This window comes from Paenarthrobacter sp. NCHU4564, from assembly GCF_052156435.1.
Lineage (GTDB): Bacteria > Actinomycetota > Actinomycetes > Actinomycetales > Micrococcaceae > Arthrobacter.
The window spans coordinates 110,423-127,051 of the sequence record NZ_JBQLIS010000007.1; the positions used below are offsets into that span (position 1 = coordinate 110,423).

The window sequence follows — 16,629 nt, forward strand, 5'->3', positions numbered from 1 at the left end:
CCCTACCGCGGACGGCGGGCTGCGTGCTCGCGCGCGAGGCGGGCGTAGTCGTCGTCGGGCGTTCCCGGAACGAAGGTTCCGAACCTGCGTTCGGCGGCTGTCCTGATCAGGAAGTCGGCAATCGCCGGGTTCTTCGGGAGCAGGGATCCGTGGAGGTAGCTGGCCACCACGTTGCGGTACCTGGCGCCTTCGTGGCCGTCCTTGCTGTTGTTGCCGGCGCCCTTGGTGACGGTTCCAAGAGGCTCGACGCCGGAACCCAGGGTGGTCTGTCCGCTGTGGTTTTCGTATCCCAGGACATCGCCGAACTCGGGAGACTTGAGGATGACGTTGCCGATCAGGCGCTCGTCCGTTCCATGGGTTTCGACGTCGAGGATGCCGATACCAGGGATGACCGGGCCGGCACTGGTCTTGAAGAACTTGCCGAAAAGCTGGTACAGCCCACAGATCACCAACATGGGTGCGCCGTCGTCGGCCATGCCGCGGAGCAGCTCAGCGCGGGACTGGAGGTCCTCCTGGATAACCACCTGGCCGCTGTCCTGGCCCCCGCCGCCGACAATAATGTCGATGTCATCCGGAAAGTCGTCACCTACGTTGTATTCAAGCAGTTCCGGCTTGTAGCCGTGCCACGTGATGCGCTGCTTCAGCACCAGGGCATTGCCCCAGTCCCCGTAGATGTTCATGTCCTTGGGGTAGAGCTGCAGGACGCGAAGGGTTCCCTTGCCGGGCTGGGCTTCCGAGGTCATGAGACCACCTCAACTATGGTGATTTTGGACAGTTCGCGCCGGATGGCGAGCATGGCTGTGTAGGTGCAGAAAATCCGCTTGGGTTTGCCCCTGGAGCCGTCAATGAAGGCGTGCAGGGCCTCATTGATGTCAGGTTCCACGCCACCGAAACGCACGTCGTCGTATTGGAGCCGAAGGGCCATGTCGTAGGCGCGGACTCCGGTCAGCAGGTCCACCCCGTTGGTGCGCAAGGAGTCGAACTCCACGTCCCACAGCCAGGACATGTCCCGGCCATCGGCGTAGTTGTCGTTGATCGCGATCATCGTGGCATAGCCGCCTGCAGGGAAGGATTTCAGGCCCAGGCGGAAACCGCTCGGGTTCTTCACGAGCACCAGCTCCAGCGGTTGGCCGTCCACAGTAAGGCTTTCACCACGGCCGAAGGCCGGAGCCACGTTACCCAGCGCCTTGACCAGTTTGGGTGTGTCCACAGCCCCGGTATGGAGGATCGCACGGGCCAGGGAAAGGGCGGCCGCAGCGTTGAAGATGTTGTAGACGCCCCGCAGCTTCATGGTGGTGGTGACAGTTTCGCCGTCGAACTCAAAGTCTGCGTCCTGGGCACCAACGCGGCGGAGTACGACGTCGGCAGCAGGGCGGGCGGGAACGTCGCCGTCGGTGCCGTCCACCGTGGTACCGGGGGAGGCAATACCTGTCGCCGTACGCATGTCGTCGTCGTTGGGGAAGGTGCTGCGGAGCGACTCGTCGAGGCCGAAGTACCGCACAGACGCGGTTCCGGGGGCCGAAGGCCCGGCCAGGACATCCGCGATCCGCGCTACCCGAGGGTCTTCACGGTTAAGGACCACGGTTTCGGTGGTCTTGACGGCGATGTGTTCCAGCAGCCTGGCGGTCTTGTCGATTTCGCCGAACCGGTCCAGTTGGTCACGCAGGACATTCAGCAACAGGCTGAAGCGCGGCTGGACCTTGTTGACGAAATGAACGGCATGGGCCTCATCCAGTTCCAGGACGGCAACATCGGCGTCCAGGGTGCCTTTCCAGTCCACATCACCGAGGAGCGAGGCTGCGACGCCGCGGGTGAAGTTGCTGCCGGTGCGGTTGGTGAAGACCTTCAAGCCCTGGCTTTCGAGCAGCTCCACCACCATTTTCGTGGTGGTTGTCTTGCCGTTGGTACCGCTCACCACAGCCACGCCGTGGGGGAGTGAGGCCAGCGTCCGCTGCATGAAGCCGGGATCGATTTTCTCCACTACCAGCCCGGGAAAAGCCGACCCTCCACCACGGAGCCGGGACAGGGAACGGACCAGCTTGCCGAGGGGAACGCTGAAGGAAAACATGCTCTGTAATATATCCCAGACGCGGCATGAAGCCGGGGTGGAAGCCGGCCGGGACGGTGTTTGAGGCCCGGGCCACTATGATGGTCGAATGACCCATTCCCTTTCCGACGCTTCATCGCGCCCGGGTGCAGGGCTCCGGATCGGTGTGTTGGCTCTCCAGGGCGATTTCCGTGAACACATCCATGCCGTGGAAGCCGCCGGCGCCCAGGGCATTGGTGTGCGGCGCCCTGCTGAACTGGACGACGTCGATGGCCTGATCATCCCGGGCGGCGAGTCGACCACCATCGATAAACTTTCCCGGATCTTCGAGATCGCGGAGCCCCTTCGGAAACGGATTGCCGACGGCCTTCCGGTGTACGGATCCTGCGCAGGCATGATCCTGCTGGCGGACCAGATTGCCGATCCCGCCACCGACCTCGAGGGCAATCCCCAGCAGACCTTCGGTGGCCTGGACATCACGGTCCGCCGCAACGCCTTTGGACGCCAGCGCGAATCCTTCGAAACCGACCTCGACTTCAAAGGACTGGAATTCAGCGCGGCGGAGGGCGGAACCGTGGATCCTGTCCACGCCGTCTTCATCCGCGGTCCGTGGGTAGAGCGGGTGGGACCTGGCGTTGAAGTACTCGCCCAGGTCGATCCGGACCATGCCACCCACACGGCCACTTTGCACGGATTGGCTAGAATTGTTGCAGTGCGCTCCGGCCACCTGCTGGCCACCTCCTTCCATCCGGAAGTGACGGGCGAGAAGCGCGTGCATGAACTCTTTATTCGAATGATCAGAGGAGAAGCGTAAAGCATGTCAGGCCACTCCAAATGGGCGACCACCAAGCACAAGAAAGCCGTCATTGACGCCCGCCGTGCAAAGTCGTTCGCCAAGCTGATCAAGAACATCGAAGTTGCCGCCCGTATGGGTGGTCCCGACCTTTCGGGCAACCCCGGCCTCGAGCTTGCCGTTACCAAGGCCAAGAAGACCTCGGTCCCCAACGACAACATCGACCGTGCCATCAAGCGTGGCGCCGGGTTGACCGGCGAAGTGGTCGACTACACCGAAATCATGTACGAAGCCCGCGGCCCGCAGGGCTCGGCGCTGCTGATCGAATGCCTCACGGACAACAAGAACCGCGCGGCCTCCGAAGTCCGCCTCGCCATTTCACGCAACGGTGGAACCATTGCCGACCCCGGGTCGGTCAGCTACCTCTTCACCCGCAAGGGCGTGGTGGTCCTTCCCAAGAACGGGCTCAGCGAAGACGACATCCTGATGGCGGTCCTGGAAGCAGGAGCCGAGGAAGTCAAGGACAGTGGCGACAACTGGGAGATCCACTCCGAACCGTCGGACATCCAGGCCATCCGCGACGCCCTGAAGGACGCCGGCATCGAGTACGACTCCGATGAAGTCGAGTTCGTCCCCTCCATGCAGGTGGACCTGGACCTGGACGGCGCCAAGAAGTTCATGAAGCTCGTGGACGCCCTGGAAGACCTCGATGACGTGCAGAATGTCTACAGCAACGCGGACTTCAGCGACGACGTCCAGGCCGCGCTCGACGCCGAGTAGGCACCAAGGAATCTCTACCGCTGACAGGAAGGCCCGGAATTGACTCTTCGTGTATTGGGAGTCGATCCGGGCCTTACCCGTTGCGGCATTGGTGTGGTGGATATCGAACGGAACCGCCGCGCCACCATGGTTGCTGTCGGTGTCGTGGGAACGTCCGCGGATCTTTCCCTGGACAAGCGGCTGCTCGCCATTGCGCAGGCGATCGACGAATGGCTCGACCTTCACAAGCCGGACGTTGTGGCGGTGGAGCGGGTCTTCTCGCAGATGAACGTGAGCACCGTGATGGGAGTCGCCCAGGCCTCGGGTGTGGTGATCGCAGCCGCGGCGCGCAGGAATATCCCCGTAGCCCTGCATACCCCCTCCGAGGTCAAGGCGGCTGTGACGGGAAGCGGCGGTGCCAACAAGGAGGCCGTGACCAAGCTCGTGACCAAGATTCTTCGGTTGGATGCGCCGCCAAAACCGGCCGATGCCGCCGACGCCCTGGCCTTGGCCCTGACGCACGCGTGGCGGGCAGGCAGTGTGGCTGCACCGGGAACGGGCGGCCAAGGGACGCTCACCCCCGCCCAACGTGCCTGGGCGGAGGCTGAGGCAAAAGCGCGGCGGTCGCGGTGATTGTCCGGCGCCCTTGCTAGGGTATTCGTAGATATGTTCGGATAATGTGGCGGTCCAGTCCCACGGGCCGGCGCAATAAATGTCAGGAGCCGGGTTTTGATCAGTTTTCTCCGCGGGACAGTAGCCCATGTTGGTCTGTCCACCGCCGTGATCGACCTCAACGGTGCGGGGATGAGCGTGTATGCCACGCCGCAGACCTTGAGCCACCTCAAAGTCGGCTCCGAAGCAAAGCTCTTCACGTCGATGATCGTGCGTGAAGATTCCCTGACCCTGTTTGGTTTCGCCGACGACGACGAACGCGAGGTGTTCGAGGTCCTGCTCAGCGTCAGTGGCGTCGGACCTCGACTGGCCTTGGCCGTCCTGGCCGTCCATGAGCCTGAGGCCATCCGCATGGCAGCGCACACTGGTGACAACAAGGCGTTCACCAAAGTGCCGGGAATCGGGCCCAAGGTCGCGAGCAGGATCGTCCTCGAACTTGCCGGAAAGCTGGTCCCACATGGCACCGGTGCCGTTGCGTCTCCCGCCGTGGCGGCGGGACCGGACTGGAAGCCCCAGGTAGTGGCCGCCATGACCAGCCTTGGCTGGTCGGAAAAAGACGCCACGGGAAGCATCGACAAAGCCATGGCGGATTCCCCGGAGTTGGTGGACTCCGGAAACGTCGCGCAGATCCTCCGCGCAACATTGCGCTGGCTTGGGCAGGATGGCGCGCGTGCGGGCAACCGCGTAGGCAGCCGTGGCTGAGCAGTCACTCGTCGCGGGAGGCGAGGAGCCGGAAGAACGGGTCATCGAGGCGGCCCTCCGACCCAAGAATCTTCATGATTTCGTGGGGCAGCACCGGGTCAGGAAGCAACTCTCCCTGGTTCTGGAGGCCTCCCGCTTGCGTGGGCGGAGCGCCGACCATGTGCTCCTGTCCGGTCCGCCGGGTCTGGGCAAGACCACACTGGCCATGATCATCGCGGCGGAAATGAACGCACCGCTGCGGATCAGCAGCGGGCCGGCCATCCAGCACGCCGGAGACCTTGCGGCCATTCTGTCCTCATTGTCCGAGGGCGAAGTGCTTTTCCTGGACGAGATCCACCGTATGTCACGGCCTGCGGAAGAAATGCTGTACATGGCCATGGAAGATTTCCGGGTGGACATCGTGGTCGGCAAGGGTGCCGGGGCCACAGCCATTCCACTGGAACTTCCGCCGTTCACCCTTGTGGGTGCCACCACCAGGGCAGGGTTGCTCCCCGGGCCGCTGCGGGACCGTTTCGGATTCACGGGCCACCTCGAGTTCTATGCCGTGGAGGAACTGGAACTGGTTCTTCGGCGCTCTGCCGGACTTTTGGACCTGAAGGTGAACTCGGCAGGTTTTACGGAGATCGCCGGGCGTTCCCGGGGGACGCCGCGTATTGCCAACCGGCTGCTTCGGCGGGTGAGGGACTGGGCACTGGTTCACGGCATCGACCAGATCGACGCCCGTTCCGCATCGGCGGCACTGGATATGTACGAAGTCGACGAACGCGGCCTGGACCGTTTGGACCGTTCTGTGCTGGAAGCCCTCATCACCAAATTCAATGGTGGACCGGTCGGCCTTTCCACCCTGGCGATTGCGGTGGGGGAGGAGCCCGAGACCGTGGAGACTGTGGCAGAGCCCTATTTGGTCAGGGAGGGCCTGCTGGGGAGGACTCCAAGGGGCCGCATTGCCATGGCTTCTGCCTGGACCCACTTGGGCTACGCTGTGCCGGCCGGGGTCTTCGGACAGGAAACCCTCAGCCTTTTTGACGAGGACCAGACCACGCCGATCGTTTGAATCGCTCCGGTTGACATGATGCGTTCAGCTTTACCCTCTAGACTGGTATGACGCTCGGCACGTTCGAGTCCTTGATCCATGCGTGCTTGCTGGATCGTCGGGGACGTTGCCGTGGACCAGAACGTAAGTACAGAACGGAACTTCCCTGTGGATCCAATGACCATATTGCTGTTCGTCATGCTTGGACTCTTTGTCTTCATGATGTTCCGCAAAAACAAGAAGACCCAGCAGCAGCAGGCTGAGATGCAGTCGAAGTTTGCTCCTGGTGTCGACGTCATGACCAGCTTCGGTCTCTTCGGCCGCATCGTGTCCATCGATGACGCCGAGAACAAGGTTGTTCTTGAGCTTTCTCCCGGCAACGAGGCCACGGTTCACCGCCAGGCCGTCACCAAGATCCTTGACAAGGTCGAAGAAGAAGCCCCGGTGGTTCCGAACGATGCTTCTTCCCTCACGGCCGCGGATGCCGACGCTCCTGCAGCGAACGAGACGCCGGAGGAAACCATCGCGCGCCTCAACAAAGAGGACAAGAAGGACAACTAGCACCGTCAGTCGCGGCAACACCGCGCAAGAAAACTTCTACGGCAGCGGAGAGCCGCCGGCAGGCGCTTACAGGCGTCCGCCGGCGGCTGTCCGGCGATAACAGGAAGATCGAACATGGCACGGACCGGCCCTAAAAACTCAGCCCGCAGGGTGCTGACCTGGCTAGGCGCAATATTCGTTGTACTCACCGCCGTCCTCGGTGGCGGCGTCCTGACCGGCAACGCCAGCTGGGCGCCAAAGCTTGCACTGGACCTCGAAGGCGGTACCCAGATGATCCTGGCGCCCCGGGTTGAGGGCTCCAGCGAAATCAATGAGGAGCAGCTGAACCAGGCTGTTGCCATCATCCGCCAGCGCGTGGACGGCTCCGGTGTTGCCGAAGCCGAGATCAGCACCCAGTCCGGACGCAACGTGGTGGTCAGCCTTCCCGGAACTCCGTCCAAGGAGACCCGGGACCTGATCCAGGCCTCTGCCGACATGAACTTCCGTCCTGTCATTGCCGCGGCGGACCCCTCGGCGATTCCTGAGGAATCCCGCACGCCGGATGACCAACTGCCCAAGCCAACGGCTGAGCCGGCCAATGCCAGTGACACCAACTGGGTAACACCGGAGGTCTACAAGGAATTCGAGGCGCTGGACTGCGTCAACCCGTCCACGGAAAGGCGGGAACGGTCCGACCCCGCCAAGCCCCTGGTGACGTGCGAGGCTGCCACTGCCCAGACACCGGCCATCAAGTACATTCTTGGCCCGGTGGAAGTCAAAGGCCAGGACATCGCCGACTCCGACTTCACGCAGGTCCAGGGTGCCCAGGGTTCCGTCACGAACTCCTGGGGCGTGAACATCGTCTTCAACGGCAATGCCACCGAGAAGTTCAAGCAGGTCACCGAACGCCTCAACCAGTACTACGTAGCGGCCCAGGCACAGGGCACCGAGGATCCCAAGGCGCAGTTCGCAATTGTCCTTGACGACCAGGTAATTTCAGCTCCCCGCTCCCTGGCAGTGATCACGGACGGACGTCCCCAGATCACCGGCAACTTCACGCAGGCATCTGCCAAGGCATTGTCCGACCAGCTCCGCTACGGCGCCTTGCCGATTTCCTTCGAGATCCAGTCGCAGGAGCAAATCTCGGCAACGCTCGGCAGCGACCAGCTCCGGCTGGGCCTCCTTGCCGGCGTGATCGGCCTCCTGCTGGTAGTGGTGTACTCGTTGTTCCAGTACCGTGCCCTGGGGCTGGTCACCATCGCCTCCCTCGTGGTGGCAGGTGTTTTGACGTACTTGGCAATCGCCATTCTGGGCTGGACCGAGAACTACCGCCTGTCCCTGGCAGGTGTGGCCGGCTTGATCGTGGCCATCGGCCAGACCGCCGACTCCTTCATTGTCTACTTCGAACGCATCCGCGATGAGCTTCGCGAAGGACGTGGACTGGTCTCGGCCGTGGAGAATGGCTGGAAGCGCGCCAAGCGGACGGTCCTTGCGTCCAAGGCCGTGAACCTCCTGGCTGCGTTGGTGTTGTACTTCGTGGCAGTGGGCAACGTGCGTGGCTTCGCCTTCACCTTGGGCCTGACGGCCGTGGCGGACCTGATCGTCGTCTTCATGTTCACGCACCCCACGCTCCAGCTCCTTGCCCGGACCAAGTTCTTTGGCGAAGGCCACAGGTTCTCTGGTCTTTCACCTGACCGGCTCGGCGCCGTTCCGCTCTACCGCGGGGCAGGTCGGCTGCGTACTCCTGACGAAAAGCCCGTTCCCGTGCGGACACGAAATGCCGGTGCCTCCGCCGAGGCCGAGCGGCGCATGACCATTGCCGAACGGCGCCTTGCTGCGAAGGGCCAACTGACCGGTACTTCCCAGGGCACCAAGGAGGAGAAGTAATGACCACGAGCTTTGCCACCTTCGGTTACGAGCTTTACACAGGCAAGCGGTCCTACAACTTTGTCGGCGCCAAGAAGATCTGGTTTGTCGTCGCCGCTGCTGCCGTGGCGCTGTCCATCCTGATTCCCCTGCTCAAGGGTGGATTCAACCTGGGCATCGAGTTCCGCGGCGGTTCCGAATTCACCGTCTCCAATGTCAAGACCACGGACGCCTCGCTGGGGGAGAAGGCAGTCCATGATGTGGTTGCCGGCGCGGTACCCCGTGTGGCGAATGTAGCCGGTAACACCATGCGCATCCAGACCGACCAACTCACTGACGAGGAAACTCTCCGGATCAAAGAGGGCTTGACCAGTGCGTACGGTGTCTCCGACAACGAGGTGACGTCCACCTTTGTTGGCCCCACGTGGGGCCAGGACGTAACCCGCCAGGCGCTGATCGGCCTGGCTGTGTTCGTGGGCCTTGCGGCAGTACTGATGGCCTTGTACTTCCGGACCTGGAAAATGTCGCTGTCAGCCCTGGTGGGAATGGTGGTCACCATGTTCACCACGGCGGGTGTCTACGCCCTGAGCGATTTTGAAGTGACGCCGTCGGCCATCATCGGCTTCCTGACGGTCCTCAGCTATTCCCTGTACGACACTGTGGTGGTGTTCGACAAGATCAGGGAAAACACCTCGGACATCGCTACGTCCACCCGCCGCACGTTCGGCGAGGAAGTGAATCTGGCAGTGAACCAAACCCTGGTCCGCTCCATCAACACCATGATGGTTGCCGTGCTGCCGGTGGCCGCGATTCTCTTCATCGGTGCCGGGCTCCTCGGTGCCGGAACACTCCGCGACCTTTCCCTGGCGCTGTTCGTCGGCATCCTCATCGGTACGGCCGCCACGATCTTTATTGCTGCGCCGCTGTATGCCTGGCTGCGGCAAGGAGAACCGGAACTGGTCAAGCAGGCCAAGAGGGTCCACCACCGTCGTTCCGCGGCCGCTGTCTAAAGCGGTTCCGCAGCATTCAGCGTCCCTTGGGCCGGCCTCTGTCATCACGCGGAGGCCGGCTCTTTGACTTGCCCGGTTGCCGCTGGTGTGCTCCCCGGTTGGAGAAGCATTCGGTGACAGGAATAGACTGGGATAATTAAATCGGTCGTGAGGGGTACTTCTGTGGAAGAACGTGCGACGTCGGCACCACCGGCGGGCGGGGAAGACGGTCACGGCAGCGTGACGGTTCCGGCAACCAGCGTTGCCGGGCGGGCTCTTGGTGCTGTCCCCGTGGACGCTGCGGGCTCGCGGCCCACCTTCCCGGGGCGGCGCGAGCGGACCAGGTCCCGCCTGGCCCGCCTGACGGGACGCGGTGTCGCACCGTACTCGCCCATTCTTGAACCCTTGCTGCGCACCGTCCGAGCCAATAATCCCAAAGAGGACTTCGACCTCATCCAGCGGGCGTTTACCGTCGCCGAGCGCAGCCACCAGGGACAGAAGCGCAAGAGCGGTGACCCATACATCACCCATCCGGTAGCGGTTGCCACGATTCTTGCCGAACTCGGCATGACCGGCACCACGCTGGCTGCCGCTTTGCTCCATGACACGGTGGAGGATACGCCGTACACCTTGGCTGACCTCACCCGGGATTTCGGCCCCGAAGTGGCCATGCTGGTGGACGGTGTCACCAAGCTGGACAAGGTGAGCTTCGGCGAGGCCGCCCAGTCCGAGACCGTGCGCAAGATGGTCGTGGCCATGGCCAAGGACATCCGGGTCCTCATGATCAAGCTCGCGGACCGGCTCCACAACGCCCGGACCTGGCGTTTTGTCTCGGCAGAGTCGTCCTCGCGGAAAGCGCGGGAGACGCTGGAGATTTTCGCACCCCTCGCGCACAGGCTGGGCATGAACACCATCAAGTGGGAACTGGAAGACCTGTCCTTCGCTGCGCTCTATCCCAAGGTCTACGAGGAAATCGTGCGGATGGTGGGGGACCGCACCCCGGAGCGCGAGAAGAGCCTCAGCGTCATCCGCAACCAGATCGCGGACGACCTCCGGACCGCGCGGATCAAGGCCACCATTACGGGCCGGCCCAAGCACTACTACTCCATCTACCAGAAGATGATCGTCCGGGACAAAGACTTCGACGACATCAACGACCTCATGGGTGTCCGCGTCCTGGTCGATTCGGTCAGGGACTGTTACGCGGCGCTCGGTACCCTCCATTCGCGATGGAACCCCCTGCCAGGGCGGTTCAAGGATTACATCGCCATGCCCAAGTTCAACATGTACCAATCGCTGCACACGACAGTGATTGGCCCTGGCGGTAAACCGGTGGAAATCCAGATCCGCACCCACGAGATGCATCGCCGTGCCGAGTACGGCGTGGCTGCGCACTGGAAGTACAAGGACCAGCCCAACCGTACGGCCGTGGGTCCGGGCAGTCCCCGCGACGGCGACATGGGCTGGCTGCGGTCGCTGGTGGACTGGCAGCAGGAGACCTCCGATCCCGGCGAGTTCCTCGATTCCCTCCGCTACGAGATCAACGCCCGGGAAGTCTTCGTCTTCACGCCCAAGGGGGAGGTCATGGCCCTCCCGGCGGGTTCCACCCCGGTGGACTTTGCCTATGCCGTGCACACGGAAGTGGGGCACCGGACCATTGGCGCCCGCGTCAACGGCAAGCTCGTCCCGCTCAACAGCGAGCTGAATCACGGCGACTGGGTGGAGATTTTCACGTCCAAGGCCGAAGGTGCAGGTCCCAGCCAGGACTGGCAGCATTTCGTTAAGTCCGCCCGGGCCAGGAACAAGATCCGCCAGTGGTTCTCCAAGGAACGCCGCGAGGAAGCGATCGACCGCGGCAAGGACATGCTGACCCGCGCCATGCGGAAGCAGAACCTGCCCCTTCAGCGGCTCATGACCCACGACGCCTTGTCGACAGTGGCCGAGGACTTCCACTACGTCGACATCTCCGGACTGTATGCCGGCGTGGGCGATGGCCATACCTCGGCCCAGTCGGTCATGGAAAAGCTCATGGAGCAATTGAGCGGCCATGAGACGCCTGATGAGGACCTCGATGAGGTCAGCATTCCTACCCAGGTGGCCAAGACCAAGTTCTCCGACTCCGGTGTCATTGTGCGCGGTGTAGGTGATGTGTGGGTCAAGCTCGCCCGATGCTGTACGCCCGTGCCACCGGATCCGATCCTTGGCTTCGTCACCCGGGGCTCCGGTGTGTCGATCCACCGGACTGACTGCACCAACGTTTCCGGGCTTCGCGACCAGCCTGACAGGATCGTGGAGGTTGAGTGGGCTCCTACGCAATCCAGTGTGTTCCTGGTGGAAATCCAGGTCGAGGCACTGGACCGCAAGTCACTGCTCTCCGACGTTACCCGCGTTTTGTCCGACAACCACGTGAACATTCTCGCCGCCTCGGTGCACACGTCCAGCGACCGCGTGGCTATCTCGAAGTTCGCGTTTGAGATGGGCGACCCCAAGTATCTGCACCATGTCCTGAACGCGGTTCGCCGGATCGATGGTGTCTTTGACGTGTACCGCACTACAGGCAACCGGCGGCGCAACTAGCAACTCGCAACCAGCAACTAGGGGGACGGCCGGCCCGCCCCGGAGGAGGCAAGCCTGCCAAGGGTAGCCAGGGCGCGCTTTTTGTGCGGAACCCGTGGCGCGGACTCGACGGCAAGGAGGAGCAGCCTCAGCCGGACCCCAAGCTCCGGGTCCTGCAGCAGGCCCCTCAAGGCCGGAATCGCCTCCCGCTGGTCCACGTGCAGGGCTATGTCCGCAGCTGTCCTCAACGGGCTGCTGACCAGCATCCCCCCGATGCTGACGACGTCCATCTGACCCAGCCGGACTTCATGGAGATTGCATCCCTTGGCGCCCCGGAGGCTGGAGATGCGGTGTTTGGCATCGACAAGCAGCGACAGGTCCTTTGGGGGGCTCGCGCAGCCATAGATCCATGCGGCCGTGAGTCTCCCGGCGACCACCTTGGTACGTATTTTCCCGGGGACAGTCAGCGACGCTGCGCGGGCGCGCAGCCGGGCTGTTACGTCAACGCCGGGGGCGGCATAGCTTTTGCCGTAGACCGGCCGGAGGACACCGTCCACCGACATGCCCTGGAGCTCATGCCACGTAAAGATGCGGCCGGGCGAATAGAGCTCCTGAAGAGTCGGTTCCTGCAGGATTTGCACCGTGGCCGAAGCGGGGTACGCCGGAGGAGACGGGGAGATGCGGGGAAGAGCCATTCAATGATCATTCCCTGAGCGCGCAGAACGGGTACAGGCCCCGCAGCGGCTATGTGGAAAACCGTTACGGGGCCTGCGGGTGTTGCTGGATCGGCGGGGATCAGGCGAGGTCGCTGGCTGAGCGCTGGATCTGGTCCAGCCAAGCCTCGCGTGCCTCCAGTGCCTCGCGTGCTGCCTTGATGCGTCGCTGGTCGCCGGCCTTCTCAGCCTTGGCGAGATCGTCCTTGAGTCCCGCGATGGCAGACTCAAGCTGGGACAAGGCGCTGTTGGTCCGGGCCTTGGTTTCCGGGTTGCTGCGGCGCCACTGATCGTCTTCGGCCTCGCGGACAGCATCCTCGACCTTGCGGAGGCCGGCTTCGATGCGGCCCATGTCGGCGCGGGGAACCTTGCCTGCGTCCTCCCAGCGGTCGCGGATGGACTGCAGGGCCTTCTTGGCGGCGTTGAGATCCGTGACAGGCAGGAGCGCCTGTGCCTCGGCGACCAATTGCTCCTTCACCGTCAGGTTCGCAGCGTACTCCTGGTCAATTTGCTCGTTGGCGGCCTGGCGGTTGGTGAAGAAGACATCCTGGGCGGCGCGGAAGCGTGCCCACAGCGCGTCGTCGTCCTTGCGGCTGGCGCGCGGGGTGGCCTTCCACTGGTCCATGAGCCGGCGGTATTCTCCGGCTGCGTAGCCCCACTCCGTGGACGAGGACAGGGCCTCGGCTTCGGCGATCAGGGCTTCCTTGGCGGCCTTCGCAGCGGAGTTGTTGCTGTCCAGCTGGGAGAAGTAGGCGCGGCGGTGGCGATCAAAGACCGTACGCGCGGAACGGAACCGCTTCCAGAGGGCATCCTCGTTGCTGCGACCCAAACGGACGCCGCTCTTCTGCGCGGCTTTCCAGCTCTCGAAGAGCTCGTTCATCCGGGCGCTGGAAGTCTTCCACTGGATCTGGGCAGGATCCTGGCCGGCGATGGACTCGGCTTCAGCCACGATTGCTTCCCGGGCTGCAAGCTCGTTCGCCCGGATCGCGTCATGGGCGGCCTTCTCCGACTTCTCGAGTTCAACGATCTGCCCGGAGAGGGTGTCCAGCCGGGCTTCGGCGGAACGGATGTCTCCCACCATGTTCCGCTCTGCCAGTTGCTCGCGCAGGTGGTTGACGGTCTTCTGCATGTCGGTGGCAGGCGCCTTGGATTCCACGCGGTGCTCCAACAAGACAACCTGGGCGATGACGTCGTCGAACTTGCGCGCGAAGTAGCCCAGGGCCTCGTCAGGCGTTACGCCGGGGTATTGGCCCACGGCAATCTCTTCCCCGTCCAAGGTGAGGAAAACGTGTCCATCGCCCTCGGCGCGGCCCCACTTTGCGGCTTCCGCGAGTGAGGAAGCAGACACTGCCGGCGCTGCCGGCACGACGGCGGCAGGAGTTTTGGGACGGGCAGCGAAAGCTGCGGGGGAAGGAGCCGGGCGGGGCGCGGAGGGCTTGCCGGACCCGGCAGCGGTTGCTGCCTCGGTGCCGGCGCTGCCGTTTGCCGAGGCAGCTTCCTCGTTGGCCACTACTGCTGATTCGTCGGATTTCTGACTGTCTGTCACCGCTAAAAGTCTTTCGCTTGGAGGGACTGCTAAGGTAATACGCCCCGGGCCGGGGCCCTGAGCTGGTTACTTCAGAGAAAACGAGTCTATCGTGACAGGTGCCACAGGGGCGCCGTCCGTGGTGTTTTCGCCCGGCGTGAGCCCTGCGGCAGCAATCGCTGTGACCACGTCAAGGCCGCTGGTGACCTTGCCGACCACGGTATAGCCGCCGGCGTTGTCAGCCGGGATCGTGGTGTCTTTGTAGACAATAAAGAACTGGTGCCCGTTACCGTATGCGTCGTTGCCGGTGCGGGCTACGGCAATGGTCCCCGCGGGGTAGAGATTGTCTGCAGGGGTGTTCTCGAGGGGGCCCCAACGATAGCCGGGGTCGTCGGCGCCGCTGGCATCTTTTGCCCCGCATTGCAGAAGCCCAAAGGTCTCTGCCGTGGTCAGCCGGTGGCACAACGCCCCGCTGTAGTAGTTGCTGTCTGCCAATGACTTGAAGACTGCGGCGGCCTGGGGAGCTGCGGTGCCGTTCAGCTCTACTCCCACTGCGCCACCGTTCAGGGAGAGTTCTCCCGTGAAGGTCTTGCCGGCTGCTGTTTCCGGCCCGGGAATTCCGGCGCTGTTGGACGCTGAAGGGGACGCGGATGTGGTGTTCAGGCCGGCTTCGGCGGCGGCAAACTCAGCCTCCGTGGGGTTGGAACTGAAAACGGTCAGTTGCAGCACCACCGCGAGAACCACTGCCACGCCGGCTGCACTGGCTGCAAGGACGTTGTCGCGCTTCCGGCGCTTGCCTTGCTCCTGCCGGAGTGCCCGCTTGGCTTCCATCTGCCGGATACGCCGTCTTGCTTCGCGGTCATCCCGCGACCTTGTTGCCAAGAGTCCTCCTGAAAGTGTCCACGTCCACGGCTGCCTGCAGGACCGGCGTGCTGTATTAGATGTGCACGCGCGGAAAGCATAAACTGGCTGCCGCACATAGTTTATGCATGACCTGTTGGACGCCCGCTCCCCAAACGCCGAATGGCCGGTTTGAGTCTGGTGCCGTTTCCGGTCTGCTTTCTTCAAGGAGTTCATCCACCATGGCACGTACCGCCTCCCTGTCCGGATTCCCCGAGTGGCTTCCCCAGGAACGGTTGGTGGAGCTCCATGTCCTGGACACCCTGCGGAAGACCTTCGAGCTCCACGGGTTCTCTTCCATTGAGACGCGCGCCGTGGAGACCGTCGGGCAGCTCCTCCGCAAGGGTGAAATCGACAAGGAAGTCTATGGCCTGAGCAGGCTCCAGGAAGATGACGACGACGCAGCTTCCGGCAAGTCGGATCCGAACGCCCTTGCCCTGCACTTTGACCTCACTGTGCCGTTTGCCCGTTACGTCGTCGAGAACGCCGGGTATCTTTCCTTCCCCTTCAGGCGCTACCAGATCCAGAAGGTGTGGCGCGGTGAACGCCCGCAGGAGGGACGCGCCCGGGAATTCACCCAGGCTGACATCGACGTGGTGGGCGACGGTGAATTGCCGTTCCGCTATGACGTGGAAATCGCGCTGGTGATCGCCGAGGCCCTCAGTGCCCTTCCCATTCCTGACTTCCGGCTGAGGGTCAACAACCGCAAGCTCGCCGAGGGCTTCTACCGCGGTATCGGGCTGGATGACACGGCGGGCGTCCTTCGCAGCATCGACAAGCTCGAGAAGATCGGACCTGAAAAGGTCGCCGGGCTCTTGAAGAGCGAACTCGGAGCAAGCGATGCTCAGGCGGACCTGGCGCTGCGGCTGGCTACGATCCGGACCGAGGACACATCGTTCGTGGAAAAGGTCCGGGAGCTGGGCGTCACCCATGAGCATCTGGAGGAGGGGCTTGATGAGCTGCGGCAGGTCATCGAGGCCGCAGTCCAGCGGGCTCCGGGCAAGGTCATCGCCGACCTCAGCATCGCCCGGGGGCTGGATTACTACACCGGGACCGTCGTGGAAACAGTGCTTGTTGGCCATGAGCAGCTTGGATCCATTTGCTCGGGCGGCCGTTACGACGCACTGGCCAGCAAGGGCAACCGGAAGTTCCCGGGCGTGGGACTTTCCATCGGCGTCACCCGCCTCGTTTCCCGCATCCTCAGCCAGGAACTCGCCACGGCAACACGCTCCGTTCCCACGGCTGTCCTCGTGGCCCTGAACCATGACGACAGCTGGTCGGCAGCCCAGGACATAGCGGCCCGGCTGCGCGGTCGCGGAATTGCCACGGAAGTCGCCGCCAAAGCCGAGAAATTCGGCAAGCAGATCAAGTTCGCGGACCGCCGCGGAATTCCGTTTGTCTGGTTCACGGACGAGGACGGCAAGCACCAGGTCAAGGACATCAGGTCGGGCGTCCAGGTGGATGCTGATCCGGAAACCTGGACTCCGGCAGAAGAAGACCTCCACGTGCGGGTCGTCACTGCCTGACCTCCCGT

The 16,629-nt window shown here is 63.2% G+C and carries 15 protein-coding genes; 10 read left to right on the forward strand and 5 right to left on the reverse strand.

Annotated elements, in window-relative coordinates:
• Window positions 1-2 precede the first annotated feature (2 nt).
• Window positions 3-743: a type 1 glutamine amidotransferase gene (locus tag ACSVIE_RS09640; protein ID WP_426002869.1), complete on the reverse strand. Its 741-nt coding sequence runs from the start codon at window positions 741-743 to the stop codon at window positions 3-5.
• Window positions 740-2,068 carry a MurT ligase domain-containing protein gene (locus ACSVIE_RS09645; RefSeq protein WP_426002868.1) on the reverse strand — a complete coding sequence of 443 codons (1,329 nt, stop codon included), beginning with the start codon at window positions 2,066-2,068 and terminating at the stop codon, window positions 740-742. The genes ACSVIE_RS09640 and ACSVIE_RS09645 overlap by 4 nt, the downstream gene beginning before the upstream one ends.
• 88 nt (window positions 2,069-2,156) lie before the next feature.
• On the opposite strand from ACSVIE_RS09645, the gene pdxT reads away from it, so the two are divergent.
• From pdxT to ACSVIE_RS09690, 9 genes are all read left to right on the forward strand, one after another.
• Window positions 2,157-2,861 (forward strand): pyridoxal 5'-phosphate synthase glutaminase subunit PdxT, encoded by a 705-nt coding sequence (gene pdxT, locus ACSVIE_RS09650; RefSeq protein WP_426002867.1) that lies wholly within the window; start codon window positions 2,157-2,159, stop codon window positions 2,859-2,861.
• Window positions 2,862-2,864: 3 nt separating this feature from the next.
• A complete protein-coding gene (locus tag ACSVIE_RS09655) occupies window positions 2,865-3,620 on the forward strand; it encodes a YebC/PmpR family DNA-binding transcriptional regulator (protein WP_426002865.1) in 756 nt (251 codons plus the stop codon).
• A 39-nt stretch (window positions 3,621-3,659) separates the two neighbouring features.
• Window positions 3,660-4,232, forward strand: a complete 573-nt coding sequence (ruvC, locus tag ACSVIE_RS09660; RefSeq protein WP_426002864.1) for a crossover junction endodeoxyribonuclease RuvC — start codon at window positions 3,660-3,662, stop codon at window positions 4,230-4,232.
• A 96-nt stretch (window positions 4,233-4,328) separates the two neighbouring features.
• Window positions 4,329-4,973 carry a Holliday junction branch migration protein RuvA gene (gene ruvA, locus ACSVIE_RS09665; protein ID WP_442423667.1) on the forward strand — a complete coding sequence of 215 codons (645 nt, stop codon included), beginning with the start codon at window positions 4,329-4,331 and terminating at the stop codon, window positions 4,971-4,973.
• Complete coding sequence (ruvB, locus tag ACSVIE_RS09670; RefSeq protein WP_426002861.1) at window positions 4,966-6,027, forward strand: Holliday junction branch migration DNA helicase RuvB; 1,062 nt, start codon at window positions 4,966-4,968, stop codon at window positions 6,025-6,027. Before ruvA ends, ruvB begins: the two co-directional genes overlap by 8 nt.
• 156 nt (window positions 6,028-6,183) lie before the next feature.
• Window positions 6,184-6,567 carry a preprotein translocase subunit YajC gene (gene yajC, locus ACSVIE_RS09675; RefSeq protein WP_442423668.1) on the forward strand — a complete coding sequence of 128 codons (384 nt, stop codon included), beginning with the start codon at window positions 6,184-6,186 and terminating at the stop codon, window positions 6,565-6,567.
• Window positions 6,568-6,681: 114 nt separating this feature from the next.
• Window positions 6,682-8,433 (forward strand): protein translocase subunit SecD, encoded by a 1,752-nt coding sequence (secD, locus tag ACSVIE_RS09680; protein ID WP_426002857.1) that lies wholly within the window; start codon window positions 6,682-6,684, stop codon window positions 8,431-8,433.
• On the forward strand, window positions 8,433-9,422 hold the full coding sequence (gene secF / locus ACSVIE_RS09685) for a protein translocase subunit SecF (RefSeq protein ID WP_442423669.1): 990 nt from the start codon (window positions 8,433-8,435) through the stop codon (window positions 9,420-9,422). The genes secD and secF overlap by 1 nt, the downstream gene beginning before the upstream one ends.
• A gap of 162 nt (window positions 9,423-9,584) precedes the next feature.
• The gene (locus ACSVIE_RS09690) at window positions 9,585-11,978 is read left to right on the forward strand and encodes a RelA/SpoT family protein (RefSeq protein ID WP_426002854.1); all 2,394 of its coding nucleotides are present in this window, start codon (window positions 9,585-9,587) and stop codon (window positions 11,976-11,978) included.
• 17 nt (window positions 11,979-11,995) lie between these two features.
• Here the strand turns inward: ACSVIE_RS09690 and ACSVIE_RS09695 are convergent, their stop codons facing one another.
• The 3 genes from ACSVIE_RS09695 to ACSVIE_RS09705 form a co-directional block, all read right to left on the reverse strand.
• Window positions 11,996-12,652 (reverse strand): hypothetical protein, encoded by a 657-nt coding sequence (locus ACSVIE_RS09695; protein ID WP_442423670.1) that lies wholly within the window; start codon window positions 12,650-12,652, stop codon window positions 11,996-11,998.
• Window positions 12,653-12,752: 100 nt separating this feature from the next.
• A complete protein-coding gene (locus ACSVIE_RS09700) occupies window positions 12,753-14,216 on the reverse strand; it encodes a DUF349 domain-containing protein (protein ID WP_426002851.1) in 1,464 nt (487 codons plus the stop codon).
• A 66-nt stretch (window positions 14,217-14,282) separates the two neighbouring features.
• A complete protein-coding gene (locus ACSVIE_RS09705) occupies window positions 14,283-15,077 on the reverse strand; it encodes a peptidylprolyl isomerase (protein WP_426002850.1) in 795 nt (264 codons plus the stop codon).
• Between the two features lie 200 nt (window positions 15,078-15,277).
• Between ACSVIE_RS09705 and hisS the strand changes: the two genes are divergently transcribed.
• On the forward strand, window positions 15,278-16,621 hold the full coding sequence (hisS, locus tag ACSVIE_RS09710; protein WP_442423671.1) for a histidine--tRNA ligase: 1,344 nt from the start codon (window positions 15,278-15,280) through the stop codon (window positions 16,619-16,621).
• Window positions 16,622-16,629: the final 8 nt, after the last annotated feature.